Source organism: Rhodospirillales bacterium (assembly GCA_020638175.1).
GTDB lineage: Bacteria > Pseudomonadota > Alphaproteobacteria > Micavibrionales > Micavibrionaceae > JACKJA01.
Genome location: JACKJA010000002.1, coordinates 851,651 through 878,096, shown reverse-complemented (window position 1 = coordinate 878,096; position 26,446 = coordinate 851,651). Strand labels below are relative to the sequence as shown.

The 26,446-nt window shown below is 55.2% G+C and carries 24 protein-coding genes; 11 read left to right on the top strand and 13 right to left on the bottom strand.

What is annotated here, in order from left to right; translation table 11 throughout:
* The first annotated feature begins 406 nt into the window (after positions 1-406).
* The 4 genes from H6868_04195 to H6868_04180 are packed head-to-tail and all read left to right on the top strand — an operon-like array spanning position 407 to position 4,617.
* On the top strand, positions 407-1,138 hold the full coding sequence (locus H6868_04195) for a type IVB secretion system apparatus protein IcmL/DotI (protein ID MCB9988521.1): 732 nt from the start codon (positions 407-409) through the stop codon (positions 1,136-1,138).
* 23 nt (positions 1,139-1,161) lie between these two features.
* A complete protein-coding gene (locus H6868_04190) occupies positions 1,162-2,190 on the top strand; it encodes a type IV secretion protein DotH (GenBank protein MCB9988520.1) in 1,029 nt (342 codons plus the stop codon).
* Positions 2,183-3,445 carry a type IV secretion protein DotG gene (locus H6868_04185; protein MCB9988519.1) on the top strand — a complete coding sequence of 421 codons (1,263 nt, stop codon included), beginning with the start codon at positions 2,183-2,185 and terminating at the stop codon, positions 3,443-3,445. Before H6868_04190 ends, H6868_04185 begins: the two co-directional genes overlap by 8 nt.
* A 56-nt stretch (positions 3,446-3,501) precedes the next feature.
* Positions 3,502-4,617 carry a hypothetical protein gene (locus H6868_04180; GenBank protein ID MCB9988518.1) on the top strand — a complete coding sequence of 372 codons (1,116 nt, stop codon included), beginning with the start codon at positions 3,502-3,504 and terminating at the stop codon, positions 4,615-4,617.
* Between the two features lie 36 nt (positions 4,618-4,653).
* On the opposite strand, the gene H6868_04175 is transcribed toward H6868_04180, so the two are convergent.
* Positions 4,654-5,664: an aspartate-semialdehyde dehydrogenase gene (locus tag H6868_04175; protein ID MCB9988517.1), complete on the bottom strand. Its 1,011-nt coding sequence runs from the start codon at positions 5,662-5,664 to the stop codon at positions 4,654-4,656.
* A 110-nt stretch (positions 5,665-5,774) separates the two neighbouring features.
* Here H6868_04175 and H6868_04170 point away from each other — a divergent pair, with 110 nt between their 5' ends.
* Positions 5,775-7,730, top strand: coding sequence for a response regulator (locus H6868_04170; protein ID MCB9988516.1), 1,956 nt, complete (start codon positions 5,775-5,777; stop codon positions 7,728-7,730).
* Positions 7,731-7,745: 15 nt separating this feature from the next.
* Here the strand turns inward: H6868_04170 and H6868_04165 are convergent, their stop codons facing one another.
* From H6868_04165 to H6868_04125, 9 genes are all read right to left on the bottom strand, one after another.
* Complete coding sequence (locus tag H6868_04165) at positions 7,746-8,474, bottom strand: hypothetical protein (GenBank protein ID MCB9988515.1); 729 nt, start codon at positions 8,472-8,474, stop codon at positions 7,746-7,748.
* A gap of 95 nt (positions 8,475-8,569) precedes the next feature.
* Positions 8,570-9,292, bottom strand: a complete 723-nt coding sequence (locus H6868_04160; GenBank protein MCB9988514.1) for a hypothetical protein — start codon at positions 9,290-9,292, stop codon at positions 8,570-8,572.
* Positions 9,293-9,354: 62 nt separating this feature from the next.
* Complete coding sequence (locus tag H6868_04155; GenBank protein ID MCB9988513.1) at positions 9,355-9,888, bottom strand: hypothetical protein; 534 nt, start codon at positions 9,886-9,888, stop codon at positions 9,355-9,357.
* 130 nt (positions 9,889-10,018) lie between these two features.
* Positions 10,019-11,059, bottom strand: a complete 1,041-nt coding sequence (locus H6868_04150; protein MCB9988512.1) for a hypothetical protein — start codon at positions 11,057-11,059, stop codon at positions 10,019-10,021.
* 1 nt (position 11,060) lies between these two features.
* A complete protein-coding gene (locus H6868_04145) occupies positions 11,061-12,281 on the bottom strand; it encodes a type II secretion system protein (protein ID MCB9988511.1) in 1,221 nt (406 codons plus the stop codon).
* Positions 12,282-12,293: 12 nt separating this feature from the next.
* Entirely contained in the window at positions 12,294-14,120 is a 1,827-nt protein-coding gene (gene tadA / locus H6868_04140; protein ID MCB9988510.1) for a Flp pilus assembly complex ATPase component TadA, read from the bottom strand.
* Between the two features lie 27 nt (positions 14,121-14,147).
* The gene (locus H6868_04135; protein ID MCB9988509.1) at positions 14,148-15,752 is read right to left on the bottom strand and encodes a choice-of-anchor D domain-containing protein; all 1,605 of its coding nucleotides are present in this window, start codon (positions 15,750-15,752) and stop codon (positions 14,148-14,150) included.
* Positions 15,753-15,761: 9 nt separating this feature from the next.
* Positions 15,762-17,378 carry a type II and III secretion system family protein gene (locus H6868_04130; GenBank protein MCB9988508.1) on the bottom strand — a complete coding sequence of 539 codons (1,617 nt, stop codon included), beginning with the start codon at positions 17,376-17,378 and terminating at the stop codon, positions 15,762-15,764.
* Positions 17,378-17,770, bottom strand: a complete 393-nt coding sequence (locus H6868_04125) for a response regulator (protein ID MCB9988507.1) — start codon at positions 17,768-17,770, stop codon at positions 17,378-17,380. The genes H6868_04130 and H6868_04125 overlap by 1 nt, the downstream gene beginning before the upstream one ends.
* A gap of 231 nt (positions 17,771-18,001) precedes the next feature.
* Here H6868_04125 and H6868_04120 point away from each other — a divergent pair, with 231 nt between their 5' ends.
* From H6868_04120 to topA, 6 genes are all read left to right on the top strand, one after another.
* Complete coding sequence (locus H6868_04120) at positions 18,002-18,505, top strand: prepilin peptidase (GenBank protein ID MCB9988506.1); 504 nt, start codon at positions 18,002-18,004, stop codon at positions 18,503-18,505.
* Between the two features lie 87 nt (positions 18,506-18,592).
* The gene (locus H6868_04115; protein MCB9988505.1) at positions 18,593-19,525 is read left to right on the top strand and encodes an aspartate carbamoyltransferase catalytic subunit; all 933 of its coding nucleotides are present in this window, start codon (positions 18,593-18,595) and stop codon (positions 19,523-19,525) included.
* A gap of 1 nt (position 19,526) precedes the next feature.
* Complete coding sequence (plsY, locus tag H6868_04110; GenBank protein ID MCB9988504.1) at positions 19,527-20,168, top strand: glycerol-3-phosphate 1-O-acyltransferase PlsY; 642 nt, start codon at positions 19,527-19,529, stop codon at positions 20,166-20,168.
* A complete protein-coding gene (gene dprA / locus H6868_04105; protein ID MCB9988503.1) occupies positions 20,146-21,285 on the top strand; it encodes a DNA-protecting protein DprA in 1,140 nt (379 codons plus the stop codon). Before plsY ends, dprA begins: the two co-directional genes overlap by 23 nt.
* A gap of 3 nt (positions 21,286-21,288) precedes the next feature.
* The gene (locus H6868_04100; GenBank protein ID MCB9988502.1) at positions 21,289-21,696 is read left to right on the top strand and encodes a GNAT family N-acetyltransferase; all 408 of its coding nucleotides are present in this window, start codon (positions 21,289-21,291) and stop codon (positions 21,694-21,696) included.
* Between the two features lie 73 nt (positions 21,697-21,769).
* On the top strand, positions 21,770-24,241 hold the full coding sequence (gene topA / locus H6868_04095) for a type I DNA topoisomerase (protein MCB9988501.1): 2,472 nt from the start codon (positions 21,770-21,772) through the stop codon (positions 24,239-24,241).
* Here topA and H6868_04090 read toward each other — a convergent pair.
* From H6868_04090 to H6868_04080, 3 genes are all read right to left on the bottom strand, one after another.
* Complete coding sequence (locus H6868_04090; GenBank protein ID MCB9988500.1) at positions 24,238-24,531, bottom strand: hypothetical protein; 294 nt, start codon at positions 24,529-24,531, stop codon at positions 24,238-24,240. The two genes, topA and H6868_04090, sit on opposite strands and share 4 nt — an antisense overlap.
* Before the next feature lie 83 nt (positions 24,532-24,614).
* On the bottom strand, positions 24,615-25,304 hold the full coding sequence (locus tag H6868_04085; GenBank protein MCB9988499.1) for a DNA replication protein: 690 nt from the start codon (positions 25,302-25,304) through the stop codon (positions 24,615-24,617).
* Entirely contained in the window at positions 25,304-26,434 is a 1,131-nt protein-coding gene (locus H6868_04080; GenBank protein ID MCB9988498.1) for an AI-2E family transporter, read from the bottom strand. The genes H6868_04085 and H6868_04080 overlap by 1 nt, the downstream gene beginning before the upstream one ends.
* Between the last annotated feature and the right edge of the window lie 12 nt (positions 26,435-26,446).

Sequence of the window (26,446 nt, the reverse complement as noted above, 5' to 3'; positions counted from 1 at the left end):
GTGCGCTGCCGCAACGCACCCGCAGTTCGTACAGGCCCAGGATGGCTTGGCTCCATAAAAAAGCAGAAAAAGCAGGAAAAACAAAGACACACAGCGAAGGCAACGCTTTGCATAACCAAAACACCGGATAAAGGAAAATTCATTCCCCACTAATCCTTCGGCCCCCCTCATCTTTTCTGACGCCCCCGCTTGTCGATAAAAATTCTCTAAACTTTTATATATTTTATCATATTCTCTGCCCGGATGTACAAAACTATCATGCCTTTACGCATATTTTTGCGAATTTTATTGTAAATATTCTTGCTAACTCTTCCTTAGCGCTTTGAGTTCATATAAGCTTTCTGCTAGACAGATTAGATATGGATTCGCACCGCCCAACGTAAACAACAGTGACTTGATTGCAAAGATGTCTGAGACAAGCGAAAAAAAAACAAATAGCCCTCACCAAATAAAACGGCCAAAAGCCGCACGTTCGGCTGAAAACCCAAAAGCCGGTGGTAGCGAAGATCCAAAACCCGACAAAGGGTTGAGCACGGTTATCGTCCGGAACGATTTTTATCGGGACGGTTACAGAACCTTGCTGAAGATCTCATTGATTCAAGCCCTCATCATTGTCGGCATGATCGCCGCGATGTTTTTTGTTGTCCACACTCATCAACCGGAAAACCGTTATTTTGCAACGACCGAAGATGGGCGCCTGATCCCTATGGTGTCCCTGATGGAGCCTAACTTGAGCACCCCGGCCCTGATGTCATGGGTGGCGCAAGCCACAACCGAAGTTATGACGTTCAATTTCAACGATTATCGCCGCCGCCTGCAGGAAGCGTCTCGTAATTTCACACGGCAGGGGTGGGACAGCTTTACTCTGGCGCTGCAAAAATCGCGTATTATCGAGATGGTCGAAACAAACCAGCAAGTTGTGACGGCCGCCCCCAGAGGAGCGCCTATCCTTCAATCCGAAGGGATCGTAAAAGGCCGCTATCAATGGGTTGTACAGGTTCCCATGGTCATCAGTTATCAATCAGGCGCCAAGGTCAGAACAGACAATTTGATGGTTACACTGGTTATTGTCCGTGTTCCCCGTCTGGAAAGTCCCAACGGGGTTGGTATTGAACAATGGATTGCCGTTAAAGGCTAAAAAAACCGTATAAAGGCAAAGCGATGAAACATATACCCCTGATATTTGCCGTTTTAATCGGTGCGCTGCTTGTATATGCGGCGCCCGCGGCTGCGCAGTCCCCGGAACTGTTGTCGCCATCGGGTGAGGGTGACACAGCATTGCCCTCGCCGGGGAATGCTTCACCCCGCGCCCCGGGCATGCTGCTCTCCCCGGATGACAGCTTTGGCGGGAACGTACGGACCAGCGCTGTTGAATCCCAGGAAGAAGTGGAGGCCGAGATTAAGGAACAATCCTTTAATGCGGCGATAACCGGGCTTTTGCCGATGGAGCCCTACATGATTCGTGACCTTCTTAAACGTTACGACAAGACGCAGGAAGCGCTGCAGGTTCCCATTTACCCCTATCCGCAACCGGAAATTAGCGTGGAAACCATATCGCTTGATCCCGGCTCATCCCCGCCGCTTATCAAGGTGGCCGTCGAGCATGTGACAACATTAAACATTCTGGATATTACCGGGGCACCGTGGCCTATTCAGGATATCGGGTGGGCTGGAAAGTTTGAAATCATCCAGCCGGAAGATGGCGCCCATGTCATCCGGATTACACCGATGGAAGAATATGCCCACGGCAACATATCGATCCGCTTGCTTGGCCTTAAAACGCCGATCGTTTTCACATTAGAGACACATCGCGATGTTGTGCAATACCGTCTGGATGCCCGTGTTCCTGAATTTGGCCCTCAGGCAAAAGCACCGCTCATCGAAGGGGGGCTGACGATTGCCGCCGGGGATTCCATTTTGGGAACGATTCTTGACGGGGTGCCACCCGAAGGGGCTATTCGTCTGGATATCAGCGGTATTGACGGGCGGACTTCGGCCTACCTCTATAACGATCAAACGTATGTCAGAACACCCCTGTCGTTGCTTTCTCCCGGATGGGATAAATCTGTCTCATCTGCCGATGGCATGAACGTCTATGCCTTGGCCAACGCTCCTGTCCTGCTCCTGTCCGATAAGGGCCGGGTCGTACGCGCCGTACTCAGTAATAAAGAGGACACACCGGATGAATGATCAGAACAATATGAATGATGATCTGGAGATGGGCATCCCTGACGGCGATGACCATTTTGAGGATTTTGAAACGGGAACGTCTTTGGGAGAGATGTGGCGCGAAAACCCTATCGTTAAAATAGGGATTATTGTTGCCGTTGTTACCACCGTTATTGCCGGGATCATATTGTTCGGCGGTAAAAAGCAGACCACCGACCCGTCAATGATGCGGGCGGGATCTGACGTATCTTCAACCCCCGGCACGGAAGAAGTCAGTGACGTCTATCGTGAAGCGGTCGAGGAACAAAACACTCAGGAAGTTGAGAACGCCTTGCGTCAGGGCGGAAGCGCTTTGCCGGTTCCTATTACGGCACCTGTCGGAATTCTTCCCGACGTCGGCACCCAGGATCAGGGGGAAGATCCCTTGGAACGGTGGCGGCGGATTCAAGAAGAGCGTCGCCTTCAAGAAGAACGCCAGCAAAAAGCTATGGCGGCGGAGACAGCATCCCTTCCCGACCCCCATGCCGAAACAATCGCGGCGCTGGCTGACGCCATTTCAGCACAAATGGACTCTGTCCTGCAGACTGTCGAAATCGATCACATGGAACATATGTTTGTGACCGATCCCGATAACTATTTTGCCGAAGATGAGGAAAAACTGGCTGAGGCGGCCGCGGCGGCGGATGATGAAGGTATCGTCGAAATTCTTCTTCCTGCCGGTACAATCGAATACGGGCAGCTTTTGATCGAGGCCAATTCCGATACCCCCGGTCCGGTTCTGGCCCAGCTCGTGAGTGGGCCTCTGGCCGGTTCACGCATGATCGGTGATTTTTCTGCGGAAGAGGAATACCTGATCCTGCGATTTAGCGCCATTGTCATTGACGGTATTTCTTATTCTATTGACGCGGTTGCTCTGGACCCCGATACAACCGGTATTGGTATGGCCACCGAAGTTGACCATCGTTATTTCCGCCGTATTATCCTTCCGGCGGCGGCGGCCTTTATTGAAGGCATGGGAAGCGCGATTGCCGATTCCGGTAATACAACGGTCACAGTTGCCGGTGATACCGTCGCTCAGGAAGAAGAGAATCTCGATACACGGGAAGAAATCTTCAAAGGGGTTTCGGAAGCCTCCAGCAAACTCGGCGAGATTCTTGACGATCAGGCACAGGACACACAAACGCTTGTCAAAGTTCATGCGGGAACGCCCATGGGGATTCTCTTCCTTGACCCGGTCACGAAAGAAGATGACGATACTGGGAACGCGGGAAGTTAATCGTATTTACAGACTATAAACACCTGTCTGCACAAAAAACAAAACCGGAATTTGCCATGACGAATAAAGAAAACGAATTTGATGAATTTGCCGACGATGAAATAAGCGGCGAGGATGAATTTTTCGAAGATGATGACTTCGAAGAAGAAGAAGAAGGTGACTGGGATGACGACCTCGAAGAGGGCGACCTATCCGAAGGCCAGCCTGCGTCTCCCAAAAAGAAAAGCAGCCGGTTTAACCTCATTGTTTTCGGGATTGCCGGTGTTGTTGCGCTGGTTGTCGTTGCCTCTATGATGGGCGGCGGCGGGCAAGCCCCTGCTCCGCAAAATGCGAATAGCGAACAAAATGCTGCGAAAGATATGGCTGTTGAAGAAGAACCCGATGGCGGTTTCTTTAACGACCCCGAGGCTTTAGACCGTATAGGGATGCCGCCCGAAAATGAGGCGGAAGCAGACGATACGCTTCAGGACGATCCTCTCCCCATGCCGACGCCGACGCAAATGACACAGTCGGAAGATGAAACGCCGTTATTGCCTCTTCCTAATAACATCGAAACAGCAACGGCGGCGCCTGCGGATAATGGCTATGCCCTGCAAGATGTCGGAACTGACAGCATGGCACTGGTGGACAGCGCGAGCGCGCCGGTGCCGGTTGCGGCCCCTGCAGCTCAGCCCGCCGGAAACGCCTTGGCTTCCTCTAGCGAAAAGACTTCACCGCCAGCCGCTTCCGGATCTATGGACGAGCAATTCTCCGCTCTTTTCGATCGTCTGGACCAACTGGAATCCCGTCTTGATGAAATAAAAGACACGGCAGCGTCTTCCGCGCAACTGGATACCTTGAAGGATTCTGTTAACGCGCTGGAAAAGAAAGTAGCCCGGCTGGAATCGCGAAAGCCCGCGTCAGCGGCGGAAACAGCGCCGAAAGCACCGAAAGCGGCCCCGTCTTCTGCTGCCGCGCCGACTGCTGCACCAAAAATTGCGGCCCCGTCTTCTACGAAATGGACATTGAAATCAGCCTTACCGGGTGAAGCTTATGTCGCGGCCGACGGGGCGTCCGATATGGTTCACGTCCGGGTCGGCGATACCCTGCCGGGCATTGGTACCGTAAAGGGAATTTATATCTCGGAAGGCAAATGGATCATCGAAGGAACCAGCGGCAAGGTTACACAGTAACCGTTCCCTTGCCGTCGTCACCTTATCTGTCCCGTTCTACAGATATTCTTTTACCAGCACTTCAGCGATCTGGATCGTGTTCAGGGCCGCACCTTTGCGCAGGTTATCCGACACGCACCAGAAATTCAGGCCGTTTTCGACCGTCGGGTCTTCGCGCAGCCGGGAAACAAACACATCGTCTTCCCCGGCGATATCGGCCTGCGTCACATACTCCAGATCACTGTCCAGATCAATCAGGGTAATGCCCTCGAAATCGCGGAAGGCTTTTTTGGCATCGCGGGCACTGATATCGTTTTCAAACTCGACATTCACCATTTCGGCATGACCGATAAAGACCGGAACGCGGACGCAGTTCGCGCAAACCTTGATTTTGCTGTCCATGATCTTTTTGGTTTCGGCGACCATCTTCCATTCTTCCCTGGTCATGTGGTCGTCCATGAACACGTCGATCTGCGGGATCACGTTAAAGGCGATGGTTTTCTGGAAGGTTTCCGCTTTGGGATCTTGGTTCATATAGATCCCTTTGGTCTGGTTGAACAGCTCATCCATCGCGGCCTTGCCCGCACCGGACACGGATTGGTATGTAGAGACGACCACGCGCTTGATCCCGGCGAGATCATGCAAGGGCTTGAGCGCAACGACCATCTGGATGGTCGAGCAGTTCGGGTTCGCGATGATGTTTTTCCTGTTAAACCCGGCGATGGCCTGCGGGTTCACTTCCGGCACGACCAGCGGCACATCGGGATCCATGCGGAAATGGCTGGTGTTATCGATCACCACTGCCCCGGCTTTCCCGGCCTTAGGCGCAAACTCCGCAGAGACTTTTGCACCGGGAGAGGACAGCACGATATCCGTCCCGGTAAAATCGAACGTGGCCAGATCCTGTACTTTCAGATCGTGATCGCCAAAGGAGACTTCACGCCCCAGCGAACGGCTCGAGGCCAGCGCGACCACATCGCTGACCGGAAAGTCGCGTTCATGCAGGATATTCAGCATTTCATGCCCGACATTACCGCTTGCACCCACGACCGCTACTTTATAAGCCATTATTTATCTCTCTTTTCATCATTTTTCAGGTCAAAGCAGCATATCCGCCGCCGGTTAATTTGTGATACGCTATCAAGACTGAGCGAATCAAGCCCAATCGTAGAATTCTCATGTCTAAAAAACCAACAATCGAAGAATTACAGGAAGCCGTTGCCAAGGCCGATGCGCTGGCCGAGGCCAAAGCCAATTTTCTGGCGACGATGAGCCATGAAATCCGCACGCCGATGCAATCGGTTTACGGCTTGCTGGAGCTAATCGGCGAGGAAAACCCGCCGCCTAATATCCAGAGCATGGTGACAACCGCCAAGCAATCGGCCAGCGGCCTTTTGGAAATCCTCGATGATATCCTCGATTTTGCCAAAATGGATGCCGACAAAATGGAACTCGACGTGTTCGAGGTTCCCGTCCGTACCCTGATTTACGGGATTTTAGAGGCGCTATCCGTCAAGGTTCACGGCCAGCATGTCGAACTGCGCCACGATATTATGAAGGATGTTCCCTTTGTGATTATCGGCGATCCCAAGCGTCTGCGCCAGATCATCATGAATCTGGCGGGGAATGCCCTGAAATTCACGGAAAAAGGCACAGTCACCGTTCGGGTTACGACGCAGTGCCAAGTTTTGCAGCCCCAGAAAAACAAGATCGTTTTGCGGTTTGAGGTCGAAGACACAGGTATCGGCATGAAGCAGGAAATTGCCGACCGCCTGTTCCAGCCCTTTACGCAGGCCGACAGTTCTACATCACGCAAATTCGGCGGGACCGGGCTGGGGCTTTCCATTTGTAAAAAACTGGTTGATTTGATGGGCGGCAAAATCGGGGTCACCAGCACTGCGGGCAAAGGCTCGACATTCTGGTTTGAAATCCCGACCGAAGAAGTCAGCACCGAAACGACGACGCTGGCGTTGCCGACGCTTGACGGCATTTCCGTGTTGTCCGTTGAAGATCACCCGCAAGGCGCCAAGGAGATCGTTCGTTCCCTTGAATCCATGGGGGCGACGGTCGAAAGCTGTCCGACTTATAAAGAGGGACTGGAGCTCGCTCGGCGGCGCCCCTTTGATGTCGGGATTATCGATCAGGGATTGCCCGACGGGCTGGGCATAGATTTAATCCGCGAAATCGTCAAAATCCGCCCGTTTATGGGGCTGGTGATGTATACGGTGCGCGATGATGTCGGGCTGCAGCATTCCCTGCAATCCCTCGGCGTGGCGTACCTGTCGAAACCGGCCAGCCGTCAGGGGTTGGGCGAGGCCGTGCAGGACGCAGCCCGTAAAAACGTGCAGATGAGTATCGACGGGCCGACCCAGCTTTTGATCGCCGAGGATACCGAAAGCGTGCGCGATGTCCTGAGACGGCAGCTCGAAAAACTCTCGGTCGCCGCCGATTTTGTGACAAACGGCCGCGAAGCCCTGGAAGCCCTGAAAAGTGGGAAATACGGCATTTTGTTTACCGATCTGCATATGCCGGAAATCGACGGTTATGCCGTCGTTAAAACGATCCGGGAACAGGAAGAAAAAACAGGGCATCATTTCCCTGTCATCGCCCTGACGGCTGATGTCCAGATGGCGCAGCGCCAGATTTACCTCAGCCACGGGTTTGATGAATGCCTGTTAAAGCCCGTGTCTTTAGGGCAGTTCCGCCGGCTTCTGGCGCGCTGGGGATTGTTGGGCGAAGAGCAAATGGATATCCCGGCAGCGCCCGATACGGCGGCAGAGCCACCAGATGAGCACGGCGCCCTTCCCTCGGCCATCGACCTAGAGGCAGTGAAAGTACAGATGGGCGATCTGGACGACAGCACGGTTGAGATGCTCAAAATGTTCCCGTCCATGGTTGAATCCGTGGTTACCCGCTTGAAAAATGCCCAGGAACAAGGCGATTTCCACGAATTACGTGAAGCTGCACACAGTTTAAAGGGCGGGGCGCGGTCGGCTTGCTGCACGGTTCTCGGCGATATTGCAGCACAGATTCAGGCCCGCGCCGAAGATAACCAACCGTGCGATGATCTGGTGCCGCAGGCGCTTGCGGAATTCGAGCGTGTCAGGCACACTCTGGAAAATCTGAAAATCTGATCGGGGTCACAAGGATCAAGGGCAACCGGCTGTGGCTTCCGGGCCACCGGCTTGATACACGGCTGTTGCCTTGGCGATCAGCCATATCCGGAAGCAACTGTTGCCGCTGGGGCAGACAAGGGTCGTATCGCTATCCAGATCCACATCACCGGAGGTCGCATCAATCACATCGGCTTCGCAGCCTCCGAACTGATCGTCGAGTTTTTGCAAAGCGGTCTGGATAAAGGCGTCGGTCTTGTCGGTTTCGAGCCACAGGAACACCCCGTCCGTTCCCGCGTAATAGTGCCATTCCCCGAACAAGGGCGGCGACGGCGGCATGAATTTACCCGAAGCCGATCCGAAAATATCATCGTGACACGGATCATCGCCGGGCTTTCCGGGGCAACGCAGGCCGGACACATAGTTGTTCGCAGCCGATTCCCCCACCCCGCAACTCGCATCAAAATAAGCATCGTCGGGCATAATCGGGTACGGGTTGTTTTTCTGGGGCAGGCCCGCGCCGATCGCGCCGCTGTCACCGCCCGGATAGGCCAGCACACATTCGTGAATAGCCGAGCGGATGAATTCGGACTGGGACTGCACTTCCGAGACAACCTTGAAGGTATTCTGGCTCTGGGTCTGCTGGCTGGATGGCTCCATAAACGACAGGGTCAACGCCGCCAGCAAAGCGATGGCGATCAGGATATAAACCAGCGCGCTGCCGCGCTCTGATCCGGCGTGAGCGATTTTGTCCGTATGAAGCATTGAAAAACCCTTTTTTGAAAAGAAAAACCCGGCCCTCAGTATATCAGGAAGGCCGGGCTTTGGAAATGAAGTGGTCGTATTTATTTAAGTATCGCTTAGCGCTCTACGAGGACGTGGAAATAGTGGTATGTCCCTGCCGGTTGCTGGAAACAACCAAAAGGCTGACCATCCAGTTCTGTAACATCAAGACCGATTGTATCTCCGTTACAAGCACCGTTACATATATCCACGCCATTTGTCATCTGCGTACTCAGATCGATAAGGGACTCTGTCGGTGGCGTTGATGGAAGCCCTAGCTCAGCATTTATCCGTGTACATAAAGTTTGCGTAATATTAGGAAGAAAAGCAATCATATCTGCTGTGTCAACTTGCGGGCCGCCCGCATTCGTTGTTCCCAAAAGATTAATCTGGTTCTCCGTGTTAAAAACCCAAGTTCCCGGTGAACCTGAAGCCATCATTTCGCGCGGCGCCAAAGAATAGGTTGCGCCGCCGCCCGACGGGTGGAATACACAATTATTATACGAAGTCGGCGCGCCCGTGCAGTTGTTAAAATCGGATGGTACGTTGAATTCAATATTCTGGACATCTGTCCCACCGATAATCATCCGCACCACCGCCGTGCGGAGACCGGCCGGGTACTGAGTCAGCTGCGCGCTGCTAATCAGGGATGTTTCGTTATCGCCGCTGCCGCCCCCTGTCCGGGTGGACTGAGTCACCGCATAAGAAAGTGCGGCAAACAACGCCACAGCGATCAGGATAAGGAACAGGACGTTCCCGCTCTCCGCTGCGCGCGTTTTGTTTTCTGTTATCGTTTTCATGTCTTCACTCCACTTCATACCAATCGTCAAAATTTTATCACGAAATAACAATGAATACAGCCTTAACTCGGCTTATCCACGGAAACTTTATTGATTTTCAAAAGCGCCGCCAAGTGATCTTTTGTGCACTCCCGGCCCGCGCATAGCCGCTCAACGGACACCCGCCAGCCACTGCCCCCGTTTTGAACGTGGGATATAGCCTCCCGGAACTGGCCGAAATTCGCCGTTGACGCCGCAGCGATGTAAATAGCAGCCCCTTGCGTCTTGATCGACAAGCCGGGATAGTTCTGCACCAGCGTTTTGGTAAATTCCTCGACCTCTGCCCGGTTCACAGGCACATCCTTGATCCGCGGTACGATCGGCTGCAAGGCGCTGGTCTCTTTTAGCTCCGCCCGCAGCTCGGTGAGCGTCTGGAGCTGCACAGCCGTATACAGGCCAACACCGGCCGCCATCGTCCAGGCGATCCCCGCCGCGATCAGCACCGTTTGCCCGGCGGTCTGCGGCAGTTTTTCCAAAAATACGTTCAGATCGTCCGCGGCCTTGGGATCAAGGAACTTCTTCAGCGCGCGCCAGTCAAATGACTTAAAATCAACCAATTCCTGCTCCCCTACCTTTGCGAGAAAAACCAGACACCCTCAGCGTCCATTTTATATCAAAAACAATTAAAACTCTATAAATCAAGCAGTTAACAATTATACGTCCAAAGTATAGGGTCGAAGATAACGATCAGCGCGTTCCCTTGATTCTTACGCGCCCGTCTTTCTCCAGCCCATCTTCCTTCCGACACCCTTTCAACACCCCGGTGCATTCGGCAAATGACGGCGGCACCAAGGCCTCCCACTCCACCTTGTTTTTGTTGACTTCGTAGCGCACCAGCGTCCCATCGACTTTCTGAAGCCCGTCCAGAAGCTCTTGAATCCGCACCATATGCTTGATCGTGTCACTCTGCAGCGCGTTATAAGAGTTAATCATAAGGTCTGTGGAGGCTTTTTCCGTCGCGGCCTTGACCTTTTGCAGGTCGCGTTTGACGAAATTGATCGACAAATAGGAGCCTAGCAAGATCACAAGCCCGATAAACGACACAACCAGTCCGGCAAACATCAACATCCGCGCCGTTGCCCGTGACAGTTTCTCGGTGCGTAGCGCCCGGTTGCGCCAGGGAACAACGCCGGCAATTTCGGGGTTAATGGTCACAAAATTGGCATCCATGCTTTGAATCCGCGGCAGCAGCGTCCGCGCCGCGCCGGTAAAGACCTGTATGCGGCCCGTTTCAGTATCCCAGCGCAGAGCCGAGGCCATCCCTTCCTGTTCGTACAGATAAACCGTTTCCCGGTCCCAATACTCGCTGTTTCCCGGCAACGCCGCGGCCAGCGGACACCAGCTGTCCGGGTTCGATGCCAGCGCCGAAGACGGCGTCGCCAGATACCAGCACCGCCCTTCTTCTACCGTATAGCAATAATGGACGCGTTCTGTGCCGCACGCCTGTGACGCCGCGTTCCAGATCGCTTCGTCTTCCATGCCCGGCACTTGCGGAATAGAGCCGCCAATAAGTTCCTGTGGCAGATAAGGCGACAGATCACGAACAAAATCACGGGCCTCCCCGGCCAGATGATCGGCCAACCCAGGAGACGGGCGCGCTTTAGCACGCTCATCTTTCTTCGGAGACGGCTCTTGATCGTGCGGTTCAGGGGCGGCAGAAGCCTCAGCGGACTTTTCTTCAAAGTCCCGTTCTTCCCGTCCCTCTTTTTCTTTACCAAACAAAGCCAAACTACATTGCTCCTTGCATCAAGCCACCCATCATACCGTCCAGACTCATGTTCATCACCGTCAAAGCGTAGATCGAACTACCAAAGGCAATAACAAGATAAATGCCCGTCAAGCCAAACGCGAGCCAGACAATTAAAGAGTGCTTGGTTTTTGCCGCCGCAGAACGCATATCGGCAACAGACTCTAGTACTGTAGCAACTTGTGATAAATCAGACAAGCTCGCAAGTTCAAGGCGTTCGCTTCGGGTTAGCGGCGGATTGTCCAGTGCCGACCCCAGCATCACGCCCCGCTCCAGCTCGCGGGAGGCATTATTCCAGTATTCAGAAACTTCCGGGACGGTGGTAGCCTCGGACGATTGTTTCAAAGCATCGCCGATCGGCACCAGACCGCGCAGCATCCGCGCCGCGGCCATCATCGAATCGGCAAACCCCAAATCCCGCAAATACCCGCCAATCAAAGGGATTTTCCGTACGATACGTGCCGTCGGCCAGTCGTTTTTCCCCTTGTTAATCCAGAATGAAAACACCACCCAGCCGATAAAGAACGCAAACCCGAAAGCCGTGGCGATCAAAACATCCCAGGTCAGCTCCAGATTATCGACAACGCGGGTAAACTTTTCCAATTCGGTTGGATCGGTCGGCGGGTTGTCATGGAACCATTTCATCACCATCGGTTTCCCGGCAAACAGTGACGACACGATACTGAACACGTCAAAAATCAGCCAGGTCAGCGTCCCCAAAATCGCCCGGGTGTTTTTCTTTTTCTGGGTGATCGAATGGATGGCATGCGGAATCCCTTCCTGTAACTTATTGGCCCGTTCGCTGGCGGCCAGAATAGCCAATGTCCCGTGGTCGAAAATCCGCAGGGCTTTCAAAGCGTCAATAACGCCCAGCCCCCGTGCCAGAGCTTCCCGCGCCGGTGCCAGAATATTCTGGCGCATCGGGTTGGTTTCCGCCTGAATGATCCGCCATAACGCCACCCCCGGCGATGTCGCTGTCGAACGAAACTGGATCCCCCGCAAAAGCTGGACCTGCCACCAGGTTGAGCGTGCCAGAAGACGTTCCAGCGGCGATCGTTCGTGGGGACGAATGCTCAAAACATAGCCGCCACTTTTGGAAACGGCGTTACGCACATCATCGACGGTGGGCAAATAGAAGGATTCAACGGCTTTCTTGGGGCCGCGGGCGGAATCATAAGCAACTTCTACGATCCATTGTTGCATAAAACCTGCCTTTTATTCTTCCAGATAGGATAGAGCGGCCTTGGGATCAACCAACCCGGACAAGACGAGATCAACCAATCCCTCGCGGCGGGTATGAACAATCACACCGCTTTCCTTGACGACATCGTTCACATTGCGCATCAATGCTTCATAAATTTCGTTCCGTTGCCCCGGTCCGATCGTGATAATCAGCGCATCAAGGAGCAATGTCCGGCCCACGATCCCGGTCCGGTTACACAAATCACAACCGCTGGGGTTATGGCGGCGGATCTCGGCATCGGGCTCGACCATCAATTCATGGATTTCATGTTCGTTCAGGTAATCCGAAGCTTTTTCATGATGGGCGCAGCCCTGGCACAGCGTCCGCACAAGCCGCTGATTCAAAACCGCCTTTACCTGCTGCGCCAGCGTATAGGTTGACGAGCGCTCGCGCTCATGCGGCATCAGGGACCGCAACCGCTCAAAGGTCTGAAGCGCCGTATCGGCGTGGACGGTTGAAATCACGGTGTGGCCGGATTCCGCCGCCCGCAGCGACGTTTCCACCGTATCGGCATCCCGCATCTCCCCGATGATGATATAGTCGGGGTCGTGACGCATGGCAGCGCGGATCAAATCCGGGAACTCTCCGCCCTTCATACCAGGCCGGACCTGCCACTGGGTCGCGTAGCGGAGTTCATATTCAATCGGGTCTTCAATCGTCAGAACATGACGGCGGCGGCGATCGATTTCCTGAATACAGGCATACATGGTCGTGGTTTTACCAGATCCCGTCGGCCCAGAGAGCAGGATCATTCCCCCGCCCCCTTTGATCTCTGGCGAGAGTAGCGCGGAAAGATAATCAGCAATTTCCTCATGACGGCGGAACAAGTCATCAAAGCTTTTGAGAGATGCGCGGTCCAGCAAACGAAGGGTTAGCTTTTCGCCTTCCTGAGCGTGCGGCCCGGCGGCGACGCGGATATCGATATTTCGGCCCTGCCACGTAAAACCAAAGCGTCCGTCTTTTGGCGTCGTTTTATCCCCGAAGTTCAAGCCGGCATCCCGTTTAATCAACGTCGTCAAACGGGCCATAGCATCGGCTGGCAAAATATGTATTGGCACAAGATCACCATCAATCCGGTAGCGAATCCAGTTCGGAGAATCCGGATTACCATCTTGCAACATGTGGATATCAGAAGCCCGCATTTGCAATGCCTCGGCCATCATATCGCGCTGAAACTGGTTCAAAAGCAAACCGTTATCAACATCGGCCAGCCATTGCGCCAGCGTTTTTTCGCAACGATCTGCCGATAAATCATGCACGGATCGCAGCGTTTCCAGAAGTTCTGCACGGTCCCAAATCTCAACTTCGATTTTCTCGACATTCAAGCCGGTCCGCTGCGCCGTCGAGATCAAAGCCTTGATCTGGCGGTCGTTCATGTCATGCAGCGGGGCCACGCGCAAAACCCTGTCGCGCAGGCCAATCAGGTGAATACTGAGCGGCAGCCACGATTGAACCGGTAATAGAGAGCGCAACTGGTCACCGCTTGCCTGATCGCGGATTCCTTCATCTTCCAGTTCGGAAACGCCGCGGGCACCGGCCATATCGAGCAATTGATCCGTTGAGCGCGCTACGCCCTGATCCAGCAAGATGCCCCGTTCACGCTGAACCATATCAAGGTAGCGTTCCCGGCCTTCGAGCGCTCTTTTTTTACGGCGGTCATGCCATTGGCGGCGCTCTACGCCATCCGGCGGCACGCCCGGTTTCTGGCGACGGTCATCTGCCTTGGCACGGCGCTCGTCAGCCAAACCATCAGGCAAGGCCTGTTCGCTTTCATCCGCTGGCAAATCCTGGTCACTCATATAAACCCGTTTTTCCCTAAGTTTTTACTAGTTTGACGAACTGCTGGACACAGATGTCGAAGACGATCCCCCACTTACCGATTGTCCCGAAGTCCGGTTAACAGAAGATAAAGACCGGTCAAAAAGAAGAAGAACCTTGTCCCGGCCGCTGCGGAACTCAACGCCGCTGGTGCGGATATTGACATACCACAAGAACCCGCCAATCACGACTTCCTCGCCGTCAAAGACGATCCGGCTGCCGCCCGGTCCGGCGATAATAGCCCGTTTAGGGGCATGGGATGTCACGATAAAGCCGTCGAGAACGCTGGCCGGATCGACATCGTTATCGCGTACAACAACAAAATCGCTTAACCCTTCTCCGCCATCATCCTTACCCGATGCCGCGGATTTTTCGTCGGTCGTAACCGCCAGCGTCCCTGCGGACGACCCCAGACGCACGGCCTTTGTATCCTGGCTGATAATCGCCGTTGATTCCCCGCGCACCGGCAGGACCAAAATCCCGCGCGCGCCATCATGGAGCACCTGGATATCGTCGATCACCGAGCCTTCGCGCACCGGCGACCATGAAATCGTCAGCGGGCACGCCTCGACAGGTTCCAGAACCGTCAACTGGGCGCAGCCCTTTTTGCTAATGCTCAGACCGTTATCCGATCCGGCCAGACGAATATCCTCCAGCGTAATCGGTGAATCCCCGACATTGACGAGGGATACCGTAATTGCCGACGTTGTGGCGATATCGCCGCCGAAATCTATCTCTTTTTGGGACGCGACCAGCAAGCCTTTGCCCGGAACAGCTTCCGGGAACACTTCGGCTTCCTCGGAACTGTCGGGGTCAAACTCCCCGTCCAGATTGACGCTGGTGATGGTCGTGGGGCCGCTGTGATCGACCAGCAGAACGCCGCTGGCCTGCCCTTTCAGAACCGGCGACCAGATAAGCGTTACGATACAGGCCTGCCCCGGCTCCAAAGATTCACAATCGCTTTTCAGCGAATATCCGGCTTGCTCGGCGGCCTCAATATAAATGGCGTTAATATCGACCGTTTCCGATGTGATATTCCGCAGGACAATCGCCTTGATAATCGGCTGGCTGGTATTCAGCGTTCCAAAATCCAGCTCATCGGGAATGGCTTCGATATCGCTGATAAATTTATCCTTCGATCCTTCGCCCGCCTCGATCTGGCCGGATAAGGTTGCCGTCACCAAACGCGCCCGGCCGCTGTGGCGCATCAGCATTTCAATGCGCCATGACCCGGCCTGCAACCCCTTTACGGATAACGCCACGGCACAGACAGCGCCCGCCGCCAGCGGCTCGCCTTCACACTGGTTCAAAGATACATTGGCCGATACGGTTGATGACGGGTAAAGCTGGATCGCACCGGTTTGAAGAGGCCGCCCACTGTCGTTGCGGAACAGGACAACAACCTGCGCCGAAGATCCGATGGAAACCGATCCGCCATCCACAGACGACTCAACCGGCACCAGATCACCGCCCGACCCCGCAGACCCGGCTGTCCGGGAGCGTGGATCGTCAAACGCCGTTTGCGCGCGCACAGGCGCCGCAGACGCTTGCAACAAGAACAGCACCGCCAAAAACGAAAATACCGTATATATCCCAGTCTTATTCAATACCATGATCTACCATCATTGTTGCTCGCCCCCGTCATTCGGCGCTACAGCATCCGGAACGATCTTCAAAGGAGAAAAATCATACTCAAAAACAAGCTTGTCATCATCAATAACCGGGGTTGAAACATTTTCAGCCACCCCTCTTGTATCTTCATGTGTCACCGCCCCGCCGCGCGCCGCACCATAATATTCCCCTTCAGAAGGGCTGGTGTACACAATCACCCGCGGACGCAGCAGGAAGACCAGCTCCAGGTTATCCGCCGTTGCTGTGCGGCTGGCCGGGATAACCGGCTTGGCAAAGCCGGGGCCAGAGCTGCTGAAAGCATCTGATTCACGAACCAGACCGGCAATCAGCAACGAATCACCCGGACGGATACGTACCTGGGTTTCCAGTTCACGTTCCGTCGTTTTAGGAAGCTGGACCGTCGTCGAACCGCCATCAGACGATTCGAAGTTAAAGTCTTCAATCTCGGAAACATCCGACAGGCTGATTTCGATGTTCGCATAAATTGTCGCATTATCCCACGCACTGCCGATCGTGACCGTAAAGCCGGTATCGACCGAAGACGTGCTGACCGACGTTGTCGACTGACCGTTATCAATCGTTTGCGAAACCTCAGCCACATAGTTTTCCTTGTCTGCCGCCCGCAAACGCGCCTCAGACCCGGATAGAACCGTGATTTGCGGCTGGGATATTGTCTTCACAGCGCCAAACTGGGAGAGGAAGTCAAAGATATCGGTCGGAGAAAATGCGCCGCCCTCGGCCCCTTGCGTTGTCGGCAAACCGATACTGATCGGGTTCGAGAAGTCGGCGCCCACAGAGCCATTAATATCGATGTTGGCCGCAAATTTTCCAAACGTATCAAGCGTTTGCCAGCGAATCCCGGTCGAGTTCCCGCTGTTCAGCGACACTTCCCAGATATAAGTTTCAAAGACGATCAGAGCCGTGCTCGACCGCATGCGCTGGAAATAGCGCTCGGCCAGACTGGCCGTTCTTTGCGTTGCTTCATACACCAGCGTCCGGGTCGACTGATCGACAATCGGGGACGAGCCGATGATCGCCTGCAGACCGGTCGCCACATTGTTCATGAAGCTTTCATCCTGACTGATCGGCGGGATTTTGACGGTAAAGGTTTGCGTTTCCTTGACAATCAAAAGCCCGTCTTCGTAAGCGCAGTACATATCAGCCAGACCGCAAATCCGGCGCACAACCTTGTTCAGGGGCCCCTTCAGGTTTGCCACAGTGATCTGGCGGGACAGTCCTTGCTCCGATTCAAACGCCAACGAAACATCGTAATCAGCCAAAATCAGCTGCAAAGCCCCGGCCAGCGTTTCCGAACGCAGCTCAAACGGCCCCACGATTTCAGACGGCAAAGGATCGTCCGAGCCAACCTCCGGCACCAGAACGTCCCGGCCCAGCGGCAAATACAGCACACTGTCCGGGCGTTCATTGACCGCCGCTTCCCGCTCGGATGCAAAGGTCGGGTTAGGGATGCTGACCTGACGAGCGCCAGGCAAATCAGCCTGCGCGCACCCCTGCAAAACCAGAAGCGCCGCCGCCACTAAAAAGCAGAAAAAAGCCCGGCTTCCCCCGCGCCGCAAAATGCCAATCCTGTTCCCGACCCCGTACATCAAACTTTCTTCCCGCGCTTAATCCCCAAAACCGTTCTCTCCACCGTCTTCAACAGGCGTTCCTTTTCGACCGGCTTCATCAAAACGGCGCCCACACCCCATTTTTGCGCTTGCTCCAGCAAGTCCGGTGTCTGATCCCCGGTCGCCAATATAATGGGCGTTTTTATTTCACGCCCCCGGAGCGCCTTGACGAATTCAAACCCCCCGACCGGTTCCATTCTTACATCCACAATCGCCAAGTCAATCCCTTCATTTCCCAGCACAGTCTCCAACGCCGCCTGCCCCTCGGTCGCCTCCAACGTCTCATAGCCGGCACCCTTAAGGAACCCAACGATCTGCATACGCACAAAGTCGTTATCCTCCACCACCAGAATTTTTGCCATTTCAGCCATAAAAGCGCACAAGAAAATTAGGTACAAAGACATGGGATATTTCTATCCCACAGAAAGAATCACCTTGTATTTTAAAGACAAATACACAAAACACAAAGACAAAAACCATTCCCGCCTGAATTTACCGAATCAAGCTGTGGACAATATTCGGCTCCCCGCGTGCCGGATGGCCCTGCCGCGGTGATCGTGATATCGTCAGGGACAATGGTTTTACTCTAACGACAAAAATTAATGACTGTCTGGATCGCCTACATCTGTCTGCTTGCCGCTCTTGCCCTGCTTGCCGCCCTGTCGGTTATCGACCTGCGGACGCGGCTTTTGCCCGACAAGCTGGTTGCCCCCTTCGCCTTGCTGGGGCTGGTTTTTCACGCGTCTCTTTCTTCGGCTATCTTGTCGCCTGCGGCCATCGTTCTGGGCGGGCTGACCGGGTTTGTTACCCTTTACCTGATCCGCGCCGTTGCCAACCGGCTGTATAAAATGGATGCGCTGGGATTGGGCGATGTCAAGCTGATGGCCGCCGCCGGATTATGGCTGGGGCCGGATGCCGTGATGCTGGCATTGTCGGCGGGGGCGTTTGCCGGGCTGCTGCATGGTTTGGGATACGGCCTGTATCGGGCATGGAAAACCGGGCGGAAAACCGATTTTAAAAACCTCCAGATTCCTGCCGGGCCGGGCTTTGCCGTCGGCATTATTCTGGCGGGGATCTACCGGTTTTATGAATTCTTCCCTTTTTAAACGGAAGCGAACGCGCTATAGAAAGACTCAGTTTTCCCGTAACGCGTTTGAATCGACATGACCCTGGCTATGGAACTGATAAAACCGATGGATACATCCCGCCCCGTTTTCCCGCACAAGCATTTAACCGGCATTGCGCCGCTGGCCGCAGACGACATCACAACGATCCTGAATATCGCGCAGGACTACGCGAACATGACCGCCGAGGGCGGTCGTCCTGAACGGACCCTGAAAGGCAAAGTGATCCTGAATTTGTTTTTCGAGGATTCAACCCGGACACGCACGTCGTTCGAGATGGCATCAAAGCGGCTGGGGGCCGAGGTGATTAACTGGAACATGAAAACCAGTTCGATCAACAAAGGCGAGACCTTTATGGACACGGTGCGGACACTGGACGCCATGCACCCGGATGCCATTGTGATCCGCCACAGCGAATACGGCGCACCGGACTATGTCGCCAAGCGGGTGAGCTGCCCGGTCCTGAACGCCGGAGACAGCTGGCGCGAACACCCGACGCAAGCGCTGCTTGACGCGCTGACGCTGCGGCAATATTTCGGTAAACTTGATGGCTTAACCGTGGCGATTGTCGGTGATATTGCCCACAGCCGCGTAGCGGCATCCAACATGCACCTGCTGACCAAGATGGGGGCAACGGTGCGTCTTGTCGCGCCGCCGGTATTGCTGCCGGAAAAGGCGCCGGTGGATGGGATCGCGATGTTTACCTCGCTGGCCGAGGGACTGCCCGGCGCCGATGCCGTGATGACCATCCGACCGCAAAAGGAACGGATGGATGACGCGCTGATCGAAGATGCCAGCTATTTCCACGATTACGGCATGACGCATGAGAAACTGAACCTTGCGGGACCGGACGCGGTATTACTCGATCCGGGGCCGTTCCTGCGCGGGCTGATGATCGACGACGACATGGCCGATGATAAAACCCGGTTTTTGTACGACCGCCAGGTCTCCAATGGCGTGTTTGCCCGTATGGCGGCGCTTGATTTGCTGGTGGGGGGGTGACATGCAGCTTGTATTTTTCTTTCTTGCCTATCTTATCGGCTCTATTCCGTTTGGATTACTGCTGACCCGGATTGCGGGGCTGGGTGATATTCGTCAGATCGGTTCCGGCAATATCGGCGCGACCAACGTTCTGCGCACAGGGAACAAAAAGCTGGCCGCTCTCACTCTCTTGCTTGATGGGGGTAAAGGGGCGGCTGTCGTCCTGTTGTACAGCGCTTTATACCCTTATACACCTTCCCAAGATTCAGCACCGCCCGGTTTATTTATAGCGACATATTTATTGATTGGATTTCTGGCGATCCTCGGCCACAACTTCCCTGTCTGGTTGAAATTCAGAGGCGGGAAAGGCGTGGCCACGACGCTCGGCGTTTTGTTGGCAGCCGTGCCGTGGGCCGGGGTGGCGGCGTGTCTGGTATGGCTGACCACGGCGTTCATTAGCCGCATATCATCTCTGTCTGCGCTTGTGGCTCTGGCAATAGCGCCTGTTGTCACCTTCTTTGTTTATGGCGCTGAACCAGCCGGTATTTGCCTGCTCATTACCGCGCTGGGTTATACCCGGCACAAAGACAACATCAAACGGCTGCTGAAAGGCGAGGAACCCAAGATCGGGAAGAAGAAAGATGCTCCAGCCACAAACGAATGACCGGCCGCTTGGCGAGAGTGAAAAGCTTGCCTGGCTGCGGCTGGCGCGGACGGAGAATGTCGGGCCGATTACCTTTCATAACTTCCTGCAATATTACGGTAGTGCGGAGAAGGCGCTGGAGCAAATTCCGACGCTGGCGGCGCGCGGCGGACGGAAAAAGCCACTGGTGATCCCCCCGGTTTCGGTGATCGAGCGCGAATACAAGCAGCTTAAGAAAATGGGCGGAGAGATGATCTGCGCGTGTGAGCCTGCCTATCCGCTGGCGCTGTCTGCGTTGGAAGACGCGCCGCCGGTGCTATCCGTTATCGGTAACTCAGAGCTACTCAACAAACCGTGTATCGGGATGGTCGGAGCGCGGAACGCCTCACTGAATGGCCGGAAGTTTGCCGAGAAACTGGCGAGAGAGTTGGGCGAAGCCGGGCAGGTTGTCGCATCGGGCCTCGCCCGCGGGATTGATACGGCGGCGCATATAGGATCGCTCAAAACCGGGACGATTGCCGTAGTGGCAGGCGGCATTGATGTTGTCTATCCACCGGAAAATCAGGATTTATACGATGAGATCATTAAGCACGGCATCATCGTCGCCGAAAGTCCGCTGGGCCAGAAACCGTTTGCCCAGAGCTTTCCCCGGCGCAACCGGATAGTATCCGGCCTGTCCGCCGGGACGGTTGTGGTCGAAGCGACGCTGCGCTCCGGCTCGCTCATTACTGCGCGGCTGGCCGGGGAACAGGGACGCGATGTATACGCCGTGCCGGGCCACCCGCTCGATCCGCGTGCCGCCGGGCCGAACAAGCTGATCCGCGAAGGCGCGGTTCTGGTCCGCGGCGCCGAAGATGTATTGGAGGGGATCATGAATTTTTCCGGGCAGCCGAAAATGCTGTTCGATTCCGCGCGGCCGACTTACGATCTCGATATGCCCGCCAACGACAGCGAACCGGATGACAGCGCCCGCGAGGCTCTCCTCTCTGCTTTATCTTTCACCCCGGTGCAGGCCGATGACATCATTCGGCAAACAGAGATCAGCGCCGCCGCCGCCCAGACAATCCTGCTTGAGCTTGAACTGGCCGGGCGCATCCAGCGCCTGCCCGGCGGACGGGTGATGCTGGTAGAGGGATAGAATTTGGATATTAAACAATATGATTCCGTTCCTGACTTTGTACAAAACGCTCTGCACGAGGGATTTGAAGAGCATGCCCGTGAAACCACAGGCGATGGCCGGAATTATTTTTGCCTGACTTTGGAAGAAGGCGGCGTTATCAAAGCGGCTTGTCACGGTTACAGCTACACGGATGACTTGTACATCAGCCAGCTATGGGTTGACAAATCCCTGCGCGGAACCGGAATGGGCCGCCGTCTGATGGACGAAGCGACGAGTATCGGTCGTGAACGCGGCTGCGGAAAATCGTGGGTAGACACCTATAGCTATCAGGCCCCCGAATTTTACCTGAAGCTTGGTTTTGAAGAATATGAGAGAATCCGGCGCTATCGCGGCCCTTATGACCGGATTTTTTTCAGGAAGCTCATCTAGCACGGTTGACGACCACCCCGGTTTCGTGGCAATGGCTAGAGACTAAATTTAAAAAATACGGGGCAGAGACACATTGAGCGCACAAAATCTAGTCATCGTTGAATCACCGGCCAAGGCTAAAACCATCAATAAATATCTGGGTCCGGATTACGTGGTGCTGGCTTCGTTCGGCCATGTCCGCGATCTGGTCAACAAGGACGGTTCGGTTCTGCCCGATGACGATTTTGCGATGCGCTGGCAACTCGGCGAGCGCTCGGCCAAGCATATCGGCGATATTAAAAAGGCCGTCAAGCAAGCCCAGACCCTGTTTCTCGCGACTGACCCTGACCGCGAAGGAGAAGCCATTTCATGGCATGTGCAGGAGATCCTGAACGAAGATAAATTGCTGACCGGCAAAACCGTGCGGCGGGTAACGTTTAACGCGATTACCAAGAAAGCCGTGCAGGAAGCGTTTAAAAATGCGCGGGAACTGGACCAGCCGCTGATCGAAGCTTATCTGGCGCGGCGGGCGCTGGATTACCTGGTCGGCTTTACGCTGTCGCCGGTTTTGTGGCGCAAGCTGCCGGGCAGCCGCAGTGCGGGCCGGGTGCAATCTGTGGCGCTGCGCCTGATTTGCGAGCGGGAATCAGAGATCGAAAAATTCCGCGCCGATGAATACTGGAGCATCGACACCAAGCTGCATACCCCGTCGGGCGCGCCCTTTACCGCCCGCCTGACCCATCTGGCCGGGAACAAGCTCGACAAGCTCGACATTAAAAATGAGGACGCGGCCACCCATGCCGCCGACCGCATCCGCCACAAGAAGCTGGCCGTGCAAAAGCTGGAGAAAAAGCAGGTACGCCGCAACCCGGCGGCGCCGTTTATTACCTCGACCCTGCAAATGGAAGCCTCGCGCAAGCTCAACCTGTCGGCCAGCCAGACCATGCGGCTGGCACAAAAGCTTTATGAAGGGATCGAGATCGACGGGGAAACAACCGGTCTGATTACCTATATGCGGACCGACGGGATCGACATGGCCCCGGAAGCCGTCATGCAGGCCCGCGATGTCATTAAAGACAAGTTTGGCGATACATACCTGCCGTCCAGCCCGCGCATGTACAAATCCAAAGCCAAAAACGCACAGGAAGCCCACGAAGCGATCCGCCCGACCGACCTGCGCCGCACGCCCGAAGTGATGCGCCGCGCTCTCGACAAGGACATGGCGGCGCTCTATGACCTTATCTGGAAGCGGACCATGGCGAGCCAAATGGAAAACGCCGTTCTGGATCAGGTCAGCGCCACGATTTCCGACGGCACGGACGATGTGATCCTGCGGGCCAACGGTTCGATTGTTTCCTTTGACGGCTTTTTGACGCTTTATCAGGAAAGCCGCGACGAAGACAGCGCCGATGAAAGCGACCGCCGCCTGCCGCCGATGGATGAAGGCGATGCCCTGAAACTCATCGACATCCTGCCCGAACAGCACTTCACCCAGCCGCCGCCGCGTTATTCCGAAGCTACGCTGGTGAAAAAACTCGAAGAGCTAGGCATTGGCCGGCCTTCCACCTATGCCTCGATCCTGCAAGTCTTGCGCGACCGCAATTATGTGCGGATGGACAAACGGCGTTTCATCCCGGAAGACCGCGGCCGGGTTGTCACAACCTTCCTGTCGAAATTCTTTGCCCGTTATGTCGACTATGATTTTACCGCCAATCTGGAAGAGGAGCTGGACGCGATCGCCGCCGGGCATGTCGCCTGGAAAGAAGCGCTGCGTTTGTTCTGGAAGGATTTTTCCAAGGCTGTCGAGGAAACCAAAGGCCTGACGATCACGGAGGTCATCGACCATCTGGATGCCGAGCTGGGACCTCATTTCTTCCCGCCGCGTGAAGACGGCAAAGACCCGCGGGTCTGCCCGGCCTGTAGCGAAGGGCGCCTGTCGCTGAAGCTCGGAAAATTCGGGGCGTTTATCGGCTGTTCGAATTACCCGGATTGCCGCCATACGCAAAAGCTGGAAATCAAAGGCGAGGAAGAGGCCGACGAGGACGCTGCCAGCGCGGCGCTGGCCAACGAGCCGAAAGTGCTGGGAACCGACCCGGAAACCGGGCGGACGATATCGCTGCGCAAGGGGCCGTACGGTCCGTATGTCCAGATCGACCCGCCGCCGGAAAGCAAGGACAAACCCAAGCGCCAAGGACTGCCCAAGGGCGTATCGCCCGCCGATATGGATCTGGCCGCCGCGCTCAAATTACTGGCGCTGCCGCGCGATGTCGGGGAACACCCGGAAACCGGCAAAATGATTCAGGCCGGGATTGGCCGGTTCGGTCCGTATCTGAAGCACGACAACGTGTTTTCATCCCTGCCGAAGGACGATGATTTGCTGACCATCGGGGTGAACCGCGCCGTGGTTGTGATTGCCGAAGCCGCCGAGAAAAAAGCCGCGCGCGCCGCCGCCAAGGGCGACAAAGGTGAGGATAAAGCCAAGAAAGCCCCGGCGAAGAAGAAACCCGCCAAGAAAAAGGCCGCGGCTAAAAAGAAAGCCCCGGCCAAGAAAACAAAAGCGGGTTAACCCTTCAGAAAAGTAACCGGTCTGCCGGTTGCTTTCATCACGTTTTGGCCTATGCTATCGCGCACTTTTTCGTGGCCGCCATGATGATCTGGGAAGCGCAGTTCAACCGTTACGCAAACCGTGTTATTCCAGGCAACCCCCAGCCCACGAACACTCTCATCCACCTGACGCTGAAGATCGTCGATTGAAAGGCTATCCGGCTGTTCGGGAACCACCAGATTCATATGCGCCCGATCAACTTCCCGAAATGAAATACGCAATGGTTTTGCTTCTAAAACCGTCTCATTCATAGTAAACACCCTCGTTATTTTTTTTACGTACACGTCTTATGGGGCGTGTCTTACGTCAATAAAGAGAATAGTTCAAGAAAAAATCAAAGCGTTTGATTGAGCAGCACCCGCCGGATCAACGGCACGGAAATCGGGCGTTTTTCGGCCAGCGCCAGTTTATCGGCGGCGGCAACCAGATCACGGGCGGCGGCAAAAGAACGCTCCATGCGCGGCAGGATGTAATTTAAAACCTCGTCGCCGATCTGGAGTTGCCGGTCGGCAAAAAGTTTTACCAAAACCGCCGAAAGCAAAACATCATCAGGCGGAGCGATGGCAGCGGCGGGGGCGGCGCGCAAGCGAGACGCCAGATCAGGCAGAACAAAGGCGGCGTGTGTCGGCGCCATCCGCATGGTCAAAAGCAGCGAGCGGCCCTCTTCCTTCATCAGGTTATAAAGATGGAACAGTGTGGTTTCGGCATCCCGGTCGCCAAACCACAGATCAATATTCTTGAGCACCAGATGCGGTGCCTGCGCCGCGATTTGATCGGCGGCCTGCCCGGCCAGATCATTGGTATCGGCGAAGGCCGCACCGGTTTTCTCTCCCCAGACCGCCGCCAGATGACTTTTACCGCTGGCAGCCGGGCCATAGAGCACCAGCGCCGGAGCCGGCCATTCCGGCCAGCGGTCGATCCATGCCACGGCCTCTCTGTTACTGGGTGCGACCAGAAAATCCTCCCGCCCTTGGGCCGGGCGGTGAGACAAATCGAGAGGAATTTGCATAGCAACGACACTCATTATTTTGCCTTGGCGTCTGTTTTTTTCTTTGGTTTGGGGGCGGCCTTTTTCTCTTCATAGAACGGGCTGGCCTTGTATTGTTTAATGGCAAAAGCCAGCAACACCCCGATCACCGCGGCCACCGGCACGGCCAGCAACATACCGACGATGCCAAACAGCGTCCCCCCCGCCAGCAAAGCGAACAAAATCCACAGCGGGTGCAGGCCAACGCTTTTGCCCAGCAGTTTGGGGGTGAGGATATTGCCTTCGACAAACTGGCCGATCAGAAAAATCGCCGCGATCAGGGCAACATAGGTCCATTCATAACTCTGGAACCAGGCCACGGTGACGGCGACGAACAGGCCCACCGTCGACCCCACCAGCGGAATAATCGACAATATCCCGGCGCTGATGCCAATTAAAAATCCGAAATCCAGCCCGGCCACCGTCAAGGCCAGCGCATAAATCACAGCCAGCGCGAAAGCGACCGTCAACTGCCCGCGGATAAAGCCGGACAATTTGCCGTTAATCTCGCCCAGCAAACCCTTGATGGTGTCATAGCTGCCGCGCGGGATCAGATTATCAACCCATTTCGTCATGTTGTCCCATTCCTTCAGCATGAAAAACGCCACGATCGGCGTGAAAATCACCAGTGACAAAAACCCGGCGATGGCCTGTCCGCCGCTGGCGAGGATAGAGCCCCCGCCCTGCAGAACGCCCAGAGAGCCTTGCAGGATTTTACCGATATTCTGCTCGATGGTTTGCTGGTAGCCGGCAAAGTTGCCGTTGCCCAGTTTTTCCTGTACCCACAGCGTATAGGGCGCCATGGCCGTCCATAGCCTATCCAGCAACGCCGGCGCCGAATCGGCCAGCTGCGTGATTTCACGATAGGCCAGCGGAATCATCGCGCCAAACAGACCGACGACGATCACAATGAAAAGCCCCAGAATAATCAGGGCTGCCATATCACGGGTAATTTTCCAGCGCGCCAGTCGTTCGACCAGCGGATCAAGCAAATAAGCAATCGCCACGCCCAGCACAAACGGCAGGAGCACCCCTTTAAACAGCCAGACAAACAGCAAAAATGCAGCAAACGCCGCCAGCCAGAACCGGATATGGGTTTTCAAGGAAATGGTGTTGGTTTTCGGCATGATGACTCTCGT